Annotated in this window: 9 protein-coding genes; 3 read left to right on the forward strand and 6 right to left on the reverse strand. The window is 58.0% G+C overall.

Annotation, left to right across the window (positions count from 1 at the left end; translation table 11 throughout):
- Positions 1–470: 470 nt before the first annotated feature.
- Positions 471–965 carry a hypothetical protein gene (locus tag VEC01_RS05160; protein WP_324899418.1) on the forward strand — a complete coding sequence of 165 codons (495 nt, stop codon included), beginning with the start codon at positions 471–473 and terminating at the stop codon, positions 963–965.
- Between the two features lie 295 nt (positions 966–1,260).
- Here VEC01_RS05160 and VEC01_RS05165 read toward each other — a convergent pair whose 3' ends face one another.
- The gene (locus tag VEC01_RS05165; RefSeq protein WP_324899420.1) at positions 1,261–1,464 is read right to left on the reverse strand and encodes a CsbD family protein; all 204 of its coding nucleotides are present in this window, start codon (positions 1,462–1,464) and stop codon (positions 1,261–1,263) included.
- A gap of 429 nt (positions 1,465–1,893) precedes the next feature.
- On the opposite strand from VEC01_RS05165, the gene VEC01_RS05170 reads away from it, so the two are divergent.
- Positions 1,894–2,973 carry an MFS transporter gene (locus VEC01_RS05170; RefSeq protein ID WP_324899422.1) on the forward strand — a complete coding sequence of 360 codons (1,080 nt, stop codon included), beginning with the start codon at positions 1,894–1,896 and terminating at the stop codon, positions 2,971–2,973.
- Between the two features lie 224 nt (positions 2,974–3,197).
- Here VEC01_RS05170 and VEC01_RS05175 read toward each other — a convergent pair whose 3' ends face one another.
- From VEC01_RS05175 to VEC01_RS05185, 3 genes are all read right to left on the reverse strand, one after another.
- Positions 3,198–4,100, reverse strand: coding sequence for a universal stress protein (locus VEC01_RS05175; protein ID WP_324899424.1), 903 nt, complete (start codon positions 4,098–4,100; stop codon positions 3,198–3,200).
- Between the two features lie 59 nt (positions 4,101–4,159).
- Positions 4,160–5,893, reverse strand: coding sequence for a YbaL family putative K(+) efflux transporter (gene ybaL, locus VEC01_RS05180; RefSeq protein ID WP_324899426.1), 1,734 nt, complete (start codon positions 5,891–5,893; stop codon positions 4,160–4,162).
- A gap of 285 nt (positions 5,894–6,178) precedes the next feature.
- Positions 6,179–6,496 (reverse strand): hypothetical protein, encoded by a 318-nt coding sequence (locus VEC01_RS05185; RefSeq protein ID WP_324899428.1) that lies wholly within the window; start codon positions 6,494–6,496, stop codon positions 6,179–6,181.
- A gap of 719 nt (positions 6,497–7,215) precedes the next feature.
- On the opposite strand from VEC01_RS05185, the gene VEC01_RS05190 reads away from it, so the two are divergent.
- The gene (locus tag VEC01_RS05190) at positions 7,216–7,668 is read left to right on the forward strand and encodes a universal stress protein (RefSeq protein WP_324899430.1); all 453 of its coding nucleotides are present in this window, start codon (positions 7,216–7,218) and stop codon (positions 7,666–7,668) included.
- A gap of 668 nt (positions 7,669–8,336) precedes the next feature.
- Here the strand turns inward: VEC01_RS05190 and VEC01_RS05195 are convergent.
- Together VEC01_RS05195 and VEC01_RS05200 are read right to left on the reverse strand one after the other, a co-directional pair.
- Entirely contained in the window at positions 8,337–10,433 is a 2,097-nt protein-coding gene (locus VEC01_RS05195) for a putative bifunctional diguanylate cyclase/phosphodiesterase (protein ID WP_324899432.1), read from the reverse strand.
- Positions 10,434–10,897: 464 nt separating this feature from the next.
- Positions 10,898–13,741 (reverse strand): adenosylcobalamin-dependent ribonucleoside-diphosphate reductase, encoded by a 2,844-nt coding sequence (locus VEC01_RS05200; protein WP_324899434.1) that lies wholly within the window; start codon positions 13,739–13,741, stop codon positions 10,898–10,900.
- Between the last annotated feature and the right edge of the window lie 171 nt (positions 13,742–13,912).

Here is a 13,912-nt window from a genome sequence, read left to right on the forward strand (position 1 = left end):
AAACCAGGGCCGTGAGTCATGAGAGTGCATAACCCAGAAGACGGTGCATCAATGTGACCAACACTTGATGTAGTTCAAGCTGCGTTCTGAGGTGAATCAGATGCGCTTTTGCACTTTTGTTGTAATGGGAGACGAATTTACGGCGGAAGGAAGCGGGACCGGGGCTGCTATCGAGCCTGAAGGAAGTGCAGTTTTCCCTATGAGGGAAAGATAGGGGACACACCACAATTATTATAAAACGCGGTCTTCCCCCTATTACGCGTTGCGTCGTTCACCAGGACGCGGGCGGGGCAGTGGCGTTTTTGGAAGTACTACCATGAGCCCGAGTTCAAGGGCGGCAACTACGGCACCGACCGCTGCACGAGGCAGTGACGAAGCAGCCCGCAATAACGGACAGGCCACGATCAGGCTATGATCTTGGCCTGCCCCGAATTACCTTCACCCCTCAACAATTTGACGCTGGAAGCACCATGAACCTCGCAAGAATGATGACCGACAAGGTCTATTTCGAAGACATGAACGGTATCCGCACAGGTCCGTACAAGACCAGGTTCGGCACCGACAGGATCACCGTCTTCCAGGACGAACTGAATGTCGGCGAGGGCGACCATGTCGTCCAGCCACTGGCGGACGGAACCGAACGGATCTACGTCGCCGACAACGTTACCTATAATGCGGGGCGCCGCAATATCCCCGGGCATTTCAGCATCACGATCACTAGAGAAGCCGAATCGCCAGCGGCAGCCACATCTGCGCTGCACGCAAGGATGGACACACTCGTCTCCAACGTCCAGGCCGGTGACAACAATAACGTGAACATTGCAGCCTTGATTCGGTCCCTCGCGCAAAGCATCGAGAACACCGACCTCCCTGCGGAACAGAAGGACGAGGCAAAGCGCCTTCTCCGTACGCTTATCGAACATCCCGTAATGACGGCGCTTCTAGGAGGCGCGAAGGCGGGGTGAAGCCTTGCAATCACAAAAAAGCTTACGCACCTGAGCGCGCAGCCTTTCTTTGTCAAAATTGAACGATAGGGGAGAGACCAAATTTATTATCAAATTGTGGTCTGCCCCCTATTACGCCTGTCCCCTATTACGCCCCCTATTACGCCCTATTACGCTATTACTCCCCTCCCTATTACTCGTGGCCTCCAACGGCACGCGCCAGGAAAAGCGCTGTGGTGAGGACTGGCGCCCCCAAATGAAAACGGCGGGTAGTCCCGCCGCTTCCAATACTCCAGTTCCGATTACCTGATGCGTTCTATTTCTTGAAGGCGTCCTTCACCTTGTCTGTCGCCCTGTCCACCGCATTGGTGACATCTCCGGCCGTCTTCTGAGTCTTTCCTTCCGCCTGGGTTTCCACGCCGCTGGCTTCCTGGCGATCACTTCCCACCATCCGGCCGAGTTTCCTTTGCACCTTGCCGGCTGCATCCTTGACGCCGCCTTCGACTTGATTGCGGTTCATATCGTCTCCTTTCTTGCTGAAAGTACTGGTCATACAAGTTCGAGTGCAAACATCGCGTGCAGTTCTGGGACGCATGCCTGCCGGCATTTTCATGCACTTGATAATCTTGTATCAAAACATGGTCCGCCCCCCCCTATTCGGGTCAGCACTTGCAATAACACGCCCGCTTCATTGCAAGTCCTGGCCGTGCATCGGTTTCTGGCCCTGACAGCAAGGCCGACCTGAGCTGAAAAAACAAGACTTCGCGCACACACTTTACGTCGAACGCTCGTTACATCTTTCGGGAAACTATTTCTACCTGGCAGCATCAACAGCGTACTTCCACTGGGAAACACGATGATGATGATGCTCGCTTTACCCGTATCACGATACAAATTCCATCCTGTCAGCCAGCGAACCTGCCTCTGCGCTGTCTTTGCCGCCGTCGGCATGTTGATCGGCACCTGGGCTTCCCGCATCCCCGCGCTGCAGGACAGTCTCCACATTTCACATTCGATGCTGTCCATCGTCCTGCTGTGCGGCGGCCTGGGCGGGGTGTTGTCCTCTCCCCTCGCCGCGCGGATGATGCGCTTGCAAGGGGCCAGGAAGACGCTGTTCCACGGCGGCGTGGGCGTGGCCGCTGCACTGCTGGCGATCGGCGTGGCGCCGAGCGCTCACCTGTTGATGGCGGCTCTCCTGATGCTCGGCCTGGCGAGCGGTTGTTACGCGATCGGCGTCAATTCCGTCGCGTCCAGGCTTGAAACGGCATCCGGCAAATCCGAAATGGCGATGCTGCACGCCTGGGGCTGTATCGGCTCGCTGGCCGGCACGCTGTTCGGCAGCCTTGCCGCGGCCATGCGCATCGCGCCGTCGGTCCATTTCATGATGGTCGGCGTACCGCTGACCGGGCTCCTTTGGGCCTGCTATTCGATGCTGGAGCCGGACAGCGGCGCAAGCCAGGTTGACGGCAAGGCCAATGGCAAGAAGTTCGCGCTGCCCACCGGCCGCCTCGCTCCGCTTGGCATTCTTGCCTTTTGCTGTGCGCTGGTGAACAACGGGGTCGCGGACTGGAGCGGAATCTTTCTGAAGGAAGAGTTCGACGTCACCGCAGGGTTCGCACCGCTGGCGCTGTCGGTGTTCACCGTGATGCTGTTGCTGGGCAGGCTGCGCGGCGACAAGCTTAAAGCGAGGCATGGCGCAAGCCTGCTCCTGACCGCGGGTGGGATCGTCTGCGCCGCCGGCCTGCTCCTGGCCGTGTTTGCACCGACACCCTACTTCGCGCTGGCCGGCTTTGCGTGTTCGGGGATGGGGCTGTCGCTGGCCTACCCGTTTGTCATCAGCGCGGTCGGCAAGGAAGGCACGCTGGCGCTGGCGGCCGTGGTGACCATGTCCAACCTCGGCGGGCTGGCGGGTCCTCTGGTGCTCGGCACCATCGGGGATTTCCTCGGGATGCAGTCGGCGATCGGTTTCATTGGTTTGCTCGCCATCGTCATTGCCGTCGTCGCCTCCAGGGCGCAGTTGCTGCGCTAGTGGGGGTGGCTCCGGCGGGTTCGCGATCCACACGCAGTCCGGCCAAAACCAGACACCTTGAAAACAATAGCGCTCAACGTTCGGAACTTAAGTTTTTGCCTCCATCATCGCTCTCCTGTCATCTGCCTTATGGCTGTTGCCCAAAGCAGCAGCATAGTGGACATAAAACTGTTCCTGCAGCCGGACATTTGAATCTGGCTTTGACACGGAGGTGGAAAACACAATCATGTGCCACCAGCTGCGGGTACTACCAGAACGTCGCTTTCCGTCTGGTCGATTGCATCACGGGTAACGCTTCCAAGAAGCATTTCCTCAATGCGTGAGCGACCGTGCTTTCCGAGGACAATCAAGTCAGGTCGGGTTGCCTTTGCATAGTCGCGCACGACCGGGCCTGGCAGCCCGAATGTAATTGCTCTCTGCATGCGTCGCCCGCCCGCTTCAATTCCACCGATGAGCTGATTGAGCTGCTCCCTGGCATCCTCGAAAGCTTTCATCCGATATTCGTCGATGATGTCGGGCGCTACGTTCGCATACTGCATCTTCCCTTCGAATAAGACTTCGAATGCGTGAAGGAACGTAATGTCGGCTTGCGGTGCAATTGCAAGCGCCGCTTCTGCCGCCCGACGGGAATCTTCAGAGAAATCGACCGGAACCAATACGCGCTGATAAGACTGTGACGGTTTGTTCTTCACAACAAGCAAGGGTGATTTGCATAAGTGTGTCAACTTGTCGGCGGTATTGCCAAGCAGGAGATCGGAAAAGAAGTTGCCACCATGCGCACCTATGACGACAAGGTCGGTTCGCAATTCTTCTGCCCGGATAACGATCTCGGATGCAGGGCGGCCGAAGCGTACTTTGCAGGTGAACTGTACTCCGTAGTTGTCCTTGTGTACGTCTGCGCGGTACGCCAGAACTCGACCCGCATTCTCCGCCACCAGAGCGGTCGCCGACGCGACGGTACTGTTCATAATCTGTGCAAGGATTTCCGGCTCGCCGCACTCCCTTACCGTCAGAAGCTCGGCAACATCGCATTTGTGCTCCTGCACGAGCAAAGCTGCGCGCGCCTCTGCGCGCTCAGCGCGTTCTGAACAGTCAGTTGCAACTAGTAGGTGGTTGAAGATATACATTGTCGCCGCTCCATTTCGATTCGAATAGTAGTGTTTATTCCTTAAGGCATGATCGTCCGCTACTGGTTAGCGGCTGCTGCATGACTTGTTTCGTGAAGCGTTTGTCCTTCCCCTTTCAATTTCTTGAGCACATAAGAAGACATTCCTCTGGCGAGTTCATGCTCGCCCATGAACACCTGGCCTGCATGCTCTTTTCGCAGTAGCTCCGCCTCTTCGTCGCTATGAGTACGCACGATTGTCTCGATCTTGGGATTGAGCGTGCGCGCAATCTCGACCATTGCCCGCACATGGAAAGTGTCCGGGGTCGCGATGACGAGGGCAGCCGCACGAGCGATATGCGCCTGGATCAGCACATCCGGCTCTGCAGCGTTCCCCGCCACAGCGGGAACATTTTCTTGACGTAACCTTTGGACGATCTCGCGGTTATCCTCAACGACGACGTAGGGAACACCTTGCGTCTTAAGGTCAGCCGCAATTCGCCGGCCAACCCGGCCATATCCCACCAGTACAACTTGTCCGTTTAGTCTCTCCTGCGGTACCGCCATTGGAAGCTCGGCTAGCGGATCCACGCGCCGGTTAAGCTTTCTGGCTAAGCCCGAGTGGGCTTGCAGCCAGCTTTGTACGGGACCAATCGCCTTGAACATGAAGGGATTGAGTGCGATCGACAGGATGGCACCGGCCAGCACCAAGCTCTGTGCCTCAGCCGGGAGCAATCCAAGCGACAGGCCGAGTGCCACCAGGATGAAAGAAAATTCCCCAATCTGGGCCAAGCTCGCGGATACGGTCAGTGCCGTATTCAGTGGGTAGCGCAGTAGCAGCACTAACAGGAAGGCAGCAAGGGACTTGCCGAAGATGATGATGAACACGACAGCCAACACCTCGAGTGGCTTTTCGACCAGCACGGCGGGATTGAACAGCATGCCAACCGAGACGAAGAACAGGACGGAGAATGCGTCCTGAAGCGGCAGAGACTCCGTGGCCGCACGATGACTCAGTTCGGATTCTCGCAACACCATGCCGGCGAAGAAGGCACCCAGGGCGAACGAAACGCCAAACAATTTCGACGATCCATAGGCAATGCCAATTGCGGCGGCAATCACGCACAGAGTGAACAATTCCCGTGAGTTGGTCTTCGCCACCTGCCAGAGCAACCAGGGAAAGACTTTCCTTCCCACGACGAGCATCAGGCTAATGAAGATGGTTACCTGCCCCAAAGCCACGAGCAGGGCGTTCCACAGCGAACCTCCCCCATTCGGCGTCTCACCGCCCAGCCAGCCTGATAGCGCCGGCAGCAGCACCAGGACCAGCACCATGGCAAGGTCTTCGACAACCAGCCAGCCCACAGCAATTCGCCCGTTCATTGATTCAAGCGCGCCACGCTCCTCCAACGCGCGCAATAGCACCACCGTGCTGGCAACGGACAGACACAATCCAAATACCAGCCCGGCGCCGAAGCTCCAACCAAGCCACATGGCGATACCGAGACCAAGGAGGGTGGCCACACCGATTTGCAGGACAGCGCCAGGAAGCGCAATTTTCTTCACTTCCATCAAATCATCAAGCGAAAAATGCAGGCCGACTCCGAACATCAGGAGCATGACGCCGATCTCTGCCAGTTGCGTAGCCAGGTCCGTGTCGGCAATAAATCCGGGAGTGAATGGGCCGAGCACTATCCCGGCAAGCAGATAGCCGACGAGCGCCGGCAGCTTGAAACGGGCCGTAAGAAAGCCGAATACAAGCGCAAGCCCGAATGCTGCGGCGAGAGTTGCGATCAAACCAACATTGTGATGCATTGATTTCGTATCCTTTGGTCTGCGGAGCTGCGGAGGCAAGGCAGCAAGTCATGGGTGCGACGCCCATTGGGAGCAGCGCGGTAGTTCGATCCAGGCGCGGATCAAAATCGGTTCAAGGTGAATAAGTCGGGTCACCGACTGGCAACGGAATCTCGTCTAACCCGACTTCTCACGAAACCGGCCACACGCGAAAAACTTACCTGAACGAAGCCACGAACGGACGCGAATGGAAACAGGACGGGAATCAGCGTCTAGTCTATTGGGGGAAAATGCTGACCCGCGAGATCAAGCGGGCAACCGTGGCGGCCGCTTTACTCGGGGAAGAACAGTGGAGAGATGGATAACCGTAGGCACCGCGGCCAAGGCAACCAGGTGCGGGGGCTTGGATACCGGGACATGGAGGGCCATGTAGTCGGACAATTCCTCAATGTTGGAAGGCACCTGCTGACCGTCTGCTTCATCAAGTACGCTATCCAGGCAGGAGCCAATGGAGCAGACGTGCTCCTGACCCTGCAGTGGCGAGACAACGTCGGCACCCACTGCCGCGACAGTCCCTTGCATGGAAAAGATGAAGATCAGAAAAACGATTAGCAGTTTCTTCATGAGGATACTGTCGCTGAACAAATCGAAGCTGTAGCCGGCAGCACGACCAATTTTGGACCTTGGATTGATCAGCTAAGCACGCTCCGTTACCGATTTTACATGGGTTTCAGACGTAATGACGTAGCAGCGATTAATGCCATTGGACGTTCCGCGCCATCGCGGTCAGTCGTGGCAGGTGCAGGCGCGTCAGCGTAAACGATCAATACTTTTTGAATGAAGAATTTTCAGGCGAGATGGAATGCAGCGGCGTTTCACAAGTCTTAACTTGTGTGCACCTTGTCAACCGTGGCTTTGTGACCACGGATGCCTGATGTCTTATGAAAAGTCTTTTTATCCGTCTTCTGCTCGTCATCTTTTCTGTCCAAGGTGCTATTGCGGCAATCGGCGACGACGCTGTCCTGCAGGGACAAGGCAAGGCGGCAGCCGCTTGTTCAAGCCTGCCTTGCTCAGGCTCGAGCAGTATCGATTCCGGGGGAGCCGAAGTGTTTCCCGTAATCGAAGAGCTGTCCGATTACGTGATAATTGGCCTTCCAGCATCCAAAGCCAGCTACAGGGTTGGTGCGTCGTCGTCTGTGCCGGTTCAGCTGCTCTCCATTGATCTCCCCAAGGTAAAGCCCCCGCCAAGAACCTGACGCCAGCGTTCAGCTTCAGGTCATGCTGCGTCCCGCTTCGGGTTACCGCGGCTTGCTTACGCTCGCAATATACTTGGGAGAAAGGCTATGTTTCAAAGGATACTATGGCCGGTTGACGGCTCTCCGTTGTCATTCAATCCGTTGCACGCGGTCATCAATCTTGCAAAATTATCTGGAGGTAAAATCGTTGTGCTGTCGATCGCGCAACCTAGACTATTCTATTCCACCGAGCTTGCCCACATGCAAGATGGTAACGCGGTCGAAGAGATGAATCTTGCCGCTGCCCAGGACAACGTGCAAAAGGTGTGCGAAATAGGGCTGCACGTTGGCGTGGATTGTGAAGGCATCATCTCGATGTCCCACATTCCCAGTGATGTAATTCTGGATACTGTTCAAAGAGCAAACTGTGACGTTATCGTGATGGCCACGCGGGGCAAGATGGGCGTGATCGAAACGATATTTAAGGAGAGCACGACGCAAGACGTGCTCCGCAGTTCGCCCGTTCCCGTGCTGGTGTTTCCCGCGATGAACGAGCCTTGAGACGAAACCAGAGGATGCGCAAGCGGGCTGATCACGTTGATTCGATCTAGGCTTTCGGAGGCGTCTCGCAGCCGCATATTGCAACGCTACTTGCCCCCTCGGCGACGATCGAGGGCGCAAGTGCAGGTGATTGTTTTCGAGCTGAAGAGCAAGATGCTTCGGCGTCAGTCGCGCTCCGGCGACGCTGGGGCAGCCATGGCCGGTCTCGCACAGGCGTTCATGTGGACCCATGTGCAAGCGGTGGAGCAACATGCATTGCTTAGGGAGCATAGGATCATCATGTAATAGCATGCATGCAATAGGGGACATGAGTGTAATAGGGGACAGACCACGATTTTGTGTAATAGTGTAATAGGGGACAGACCACGATTTTACGAATGCTTTTAGAACGTGATCTGTTTCCCTATTGCCTTCCATTTATTGTCAAATCGTGGTCTGTCCCCTATTTTTATCCCTATTTTTTTTAAATCGTGGTCTGTCCCCTATTTTTTTTCTATTTTTTCTTTTCCGCCCTGAGCTTGCCTGACGCAACGCAGCAATGTACCGGGTGAACAGGTTATTCAGGTCATTGCCATATGAGTGCGTGTAGAAATTGGCCGGCGTCGCCTGCGGGAGCCGGCGCAACTGCGCCTGCAAGCATGTTTCAATTTGCGTGGCCGCGCGGCCTGTCATGCCCCGGGGTGACATCGATCCTGATACCAGCGCGCAAAGTCATGTCCTGACATGGGGTGCGCCAGATAAAAACCCTGCGCCTGCGTACAGCCCTGTGACTGCACATACGCGAGTGTCTGCTCTGATTCGACGCCTTCTGCAATCACTTCCAGATTCAGCGTGCGCCCAAGAGAAATCATGGCGTTTGTGACTGCACGGCAGGCAACGTCATGTTTGGCGGGCGTCACGAATGACTTGTCGATTTTTACCTTGTTCAAGGGAAGCTTGGCGAGATGCGACAAACTGGAGTAGCCGGTGCCGAAATCATCCAGCAAGATCTTGATGCCATCCGCTTTCAATCTGCTCAACACATGAACCGCATGCTCGACGTCATCCATGACGGCGGTTTCCGTCACTTCCAGCTGGAGTGCATTGGGGGCAGCGCCCTGTTGCTGCAACGTGCTTCGAAATCGTTCGACGAGGTCCGGGCTTCGGAACTCCACTGCTGACACGTTGATTGCAATTGGAATGGGCGGCATACCCTGACTGATCCAATCCTGATGCTGCTTGATCGCCTCCTGCAATAGCCACACGCCGATCTCGTTAATCAATCCCGTCGCCTCTGCAATCGGCACGAACTGGCTCGGCCCGATTGTCAGGTCCCCCCAGCGGAGCAAGGCTTCCGTGCTCACCACCTTGCCGGTCTGGAGTTCAACAACCGGCTGATAGCAGAGGTGAAAACCGCTGGCACTGACGGTGCTTCTTAGCCGGTGCTCGATTTCCAGTTGAAAGCGCGCTGCGGCCGCATATTCGAGTGAATAAAACTGGAATCGATTGCGGCCGCTCTGTTTGGCCTGATACATCGCCATGTCTGCGTGGCGAAGCAATGTTTCGATATCCTTCCCGTCGGATGGAAAGATGCTGATGCCGATGGAGGTGGACAAGGCCAGCGTGATGTTATCAATGTCGATGGGCTGATTGATGTGCTGAATGATATGGGAAGCAACTTCACTGGCGTGCATCCCATCCTTGATATCTTGGAGGAACACGACAAACTCATCACCACCCAGGCGAATCACGAGGTCATCCGCGCGCAGGCCTGCGTGCAGTCTGCGTGCCACTGCTCGAAGGACCTTGTCGCCCACGTCATGCCCGTGGCGGTCATTGATCGGCTTGAAGCGGTCAAGGTCCAGGAACAGGACAGCTGCCGTCGTTCCGTTTCGCTCGTTATGCGGCAACAGATGGTTGGAGTATTCGGCGAGCATTGCCCGGTTGGGCAGACCGGTCAGCGGATCATGCAGCGCGGCGTGCATTACTCTTGCTTCAGCAAGTTTGTGGTCCGAGATATCAACCACAATTGCGACGAGTCCCTGGTAGTGTCCATCGGTATCACGTAGCGCGCTCACACTGCTTTTTGCCCACATCAGGGAGCCGTCTTTGCGAATGTACTGCTTTTCAATAACGGTATCCTGCGCGCCTGCCATCAGCGTGGCCACCGCTTCGGTCGTCTCTTGCAGCGATTCTGGCGCCGTAATCTCCAGCACACTTTTGCCGAGCAGTTCCTCTTCCGTGTAGTTAAGCATGTGGCAGAACTTCTGGTTGATCAGCGTCATTTGGCCCGAAGCATCAGCTTCCACCACCCCGGTCGCTGCCTGACTCACGATCTTGAAAAAGCGCTCGCGGCTCTCATGCAAATCATGTTCGATATGCTTGCGATTCGTAATGTCGCTCATCAAAATCAACATGGTGCGGCCGCTGCTGCGGACAGTTTGCACCCGGTACCACTGATCGTTGAACGGCGAATATTGCTCGCTCTCGGCGAAGTCGCCATGGCGAAATACCTGCTCGCATTGCGCAAGGAGCGGCTCTACCGGAATAGCGCAGACCGTGCTCAGCAGGCAAGCATTCGTGTCCATTTTTGAGGCTGCGCACACTTCCTTAAAACGACTGTTGAATTCGTCCAGCTGAACATCAACGACGTTGCCCTCGCTACTTAACACAATCTCGCCGACTGCGGCTCCCTCGCCCAATGTCTGGAAGAGAGCACATAGCTCGCTCTTCCTGGAAGAGCGAATGAATGCAGACAAGCCACGCTGCTCTTTGTCGTTGCTCATGTCGTCACGCCATATACGAATGAGGGCGCTGTTGTTGAAGTTGGTACGCCCTCACCTGTGTGATTGGAGATGGTGAAGAGAAAGACTGCTCTGAAAGAATCGGCAGATGCGCAAACGGCGAATGCAGCGCAATCAGAAAAAGGGATCGCCAGATATTAGAACTCTACTATCAATTGGAACAAGAGGTCAGTTAATTCTTCAGTTCGATCTCGATCGGAAACCGGGCCTTGAAAACGGCGCGATGGTCGGCGGCAAATAGTACCGGCATGACTTCATCCGGTCATTCCCGATTGGCAGCAGTCAATCGAATCGGAAATTCGGCTCCGCCACACGACTGACTGCCGATCCGGATACTCTGAGCTGTCTGGGGCAATAGGGACACCCTACAACCGGACAAACATCGTGCAAAAAAAAAGGTTACGCGCCGAAGCGCATAACCTTTTTCCATCAGAGCTTATCGTGTCTTAGCCGCAAGCCCCGATCGCCCCGCAGGCCGTACAGAACTCGCACCCATCCTTCTTGATCACCGTGCTGTTGCCGCACTCGCGGCACAGCTTGCCGTGCATCGCCGGCGTCGGCTTGGCGGCATGGGTCGGCTCGTCGGTGACCACGCCCATCGCCTTCACCGGCAGGCCCTCTTCCGTCAGGATGCCGAGCATCGCATAGCGGTGGATCACCAGCTGCGCGATGTACGCGACGGTCGACGGATAGCTCGCCTGCTTTTCGCTGCCCGGCACGCGCGCCAGGAAGTCGCCGCGCGGTTCCGCGTAGTTGAGCAGCTTGCGCAGCTTCATGCCGATCCAGGCCGGGTCGACCACGCGCATGTCATGCGACAGCAGCTTGCACAGGCCGTCCAGCGTGTGCGGATGGCCGCCGGTCAGCCACATGCTGTACGGACGACGGGTGCCGTCGGGCATCTGCAGTTCCTTCAGCATCAGCACGAAATCGTCTTCGGTGGCCGGGTTGCGCACGTCGGCGACCCAGGCCAGCGTGCCGTCGGTGCCGGTCTTGGGCTCATGCGGCGCGAACAGCGCGTCGAGCACCGGGGTCGGGTCGTTTTCCAGCTTGTCGAGCGCGCCGAGCTGGTTGTAGCGGAACTCGACCAGCTTGGCGAACGCGGCGGTGGCGCTGGGCACCTGCACGATCTGGCCGGTCGGCGGCATCGGCATGTCGAACGGGTCGCCGTAGGCGCTCGCCAGCAGCGACAGGCGGCGGCGCATCCAGCCGCGGTCGTTGGCGCGCATGTCGGTCGACAGCGTCTTGGCGATCGCATCCAGGCCGCGCGGCGGCTGGCCGCCGAGCACCCAGACTTCGAACGGCACGCCGCCCTTGTCGGACACGGCGACCGCGAATTCGCCCTGCGGCGTGTCGATGATTTCGGAAATCCAGGCGGAGGCGCCGGCCGGCAGGCCCGGGCGCGACGGCCAGCGCAGCGACGCCATCGGCGGTGCCATCGCGAGGTCCTTCAGCACCAGGCGCTTGTCCTGCTCGGACAGCATCATCGGCTGCGGGTTGGTGGCGGCGGTCGGGACCGACAGCACCGCGCCCAGCACGCCGTTCGGGCGGTAGGTGGTGATGCCCTTCAGGCCCTGGCGCCAGGCTTCCATGTACAGGTCCTTGAAGTCGTCGTACGGATAGTCTTCCGGCACGTTGACGGTCTTGGAGATCGCGGCGTCGATGTAGGGCGCGACCGCGGCAACCATCAGCATGTGGTTCATCGCGGTGATTTCCAGCGCCGATACGAAGGCTTCCGGCAGATTATTGGTGTCGTTGCCGAGCGCGCGGTAGACGCGGTAGGCGTGGTCCTCGACGGTGTAGTCCTTCTTGGTGCCGTCGGGCATCCGCTTGGTGCGGTTGTAGAACCAGGAGAATGCCGGCTCGATGCCGTTCGATGCATTGTCCGCGAACGCGAGCGAGATGGTGCCGGTCGGCGCGATCGAGGTCAGGTGCGAATTGCGGATGCCGTGCTTGCGGATCTTCGCCTTCAGGTCGTCCGGCAGGCGCGATGCGAAACCGGCGGCGAGGTACTTGTCGGCGTCGAACAGCGGGAACGCGCCGCGCTCCTGCGCCAGCTCGACCGAGCTTTCATAGGCGGCGTCGCGCATCACGCGCGAGATGTTGGCGGCCAGGATGCGGCCTTCCTCGCTGTCGTAGCGCTTGCCGAGCATGATCAGCGCATCGCCCAGGCCGGTGAAGCCGAGGCCGAGGCGGCGCTTGGCTTCCGCTTCGCGCGCCTGCTCCGGCAGTGGCCACTTGGTGGCGATCAGCACGTTGTCGAGCATGCGCACGGCGAGTTTGGTGACTTTCGCCAGCAGGTCGAAGTCGAATTTGGCTTCCGGCGCAAACGCGTCCGCGACATAGGCGGTCAGGTTCAGCGAGCCGAGGCAGCAGCAGCCGTAGTCCGGCAGCGGCTGTTCGCCGCAGGGATTGGTCGCTTCGATGTATTCGGCGTAGGCCAGGTTGTTTTCCTGGTTGATGCGGTCGAGGTAGAGCACGCCGGGTTCGGCGGCATTGTAGGTGCTCTGCATGATCAGGTCCCAGATCAGGCGGGCCTGCACCTTCTTGTACACCCACTTGCCGTCCTCGCGCAGGTAGGCGCCCTTGGCCTTCAGGTCGGCGTTCGGCTCGACCTTGTGCGCGAGTTCGAACTCGCCGTCGGATTCCACCGCGCGCATGAACGCGTCGGTGACGCCGACGGAGACGTTGAAGTTGTTCAGCTGTCCCTTTTCCTGCTTGACGGTGATGAAGTCGACGATGTCCGGATGCTCGACGTTGAGCACCGCCATCTGCGCGCCGCGGCGCGCGCCGGCGGACTCGACGGTCTCGCAGGAGCGGTCGAATACCTTCATGTAGGAGATCGGGCCGGAGGCGGAGCTGCCGGTGCCCTTGACCATCGCGCCTTTCGGGCGGATCGCGGAGAAGTTGTAGCCGACGCCGCCGCCGCGGCGCATGGTCTCGGCCGCCTGCGCCAGCGCGGTGTAGATGCCGGGCTTGCCGCCGACGTCCTCGGTGATGGAGTCGCCGACCGGTTGCACGAAGCAGTTGATCAGCGTGGTCTGCAGGCCGGTGCCGGCGGCGGAAGACACGCGGCCGGCCGGAATGAAGCCGTTTTGCATCGCCCACAGGAATTCTTCTGCGTACTTCTTGCGCAGCTTGGGCTGTTCGATGTCGGCAAGCGCCTTGGATACGCGGGTGATGACCTGTTCGATGGTGGTCTCGTCGCCTTTCGCGTACTTTTCGATCAGCACCTCGGTGGAGATGTCTTGCGGCTCCGCGAGTGCGATGACGGCGCTTTCGAGTTTATGCATGTATGGACTCCCTTATGGCCTCTGGCTATCTGTTTGTGTAGTGACGGGTGGTGCTGAATTCGGATGCCGCCGACCGTAGGTCAGGCGGTGTGCGGGACTGCTGCGCGGGCCAAGACGGTGGTATCGGTAGAAAGCAGGGATGCAATCATGGTCGCGCTCATTGGTCTTGGT

It is taken from the genome of Noviherbaspirillum sp., assembly GCF_035627455.1.
Classification (GTDB): domain Bacteria; phylum Pseudomonadota; class Gammaproteobacteria; order Burkholderiales; family Burkholderiaceae_D; genus Noviherbaspirillum.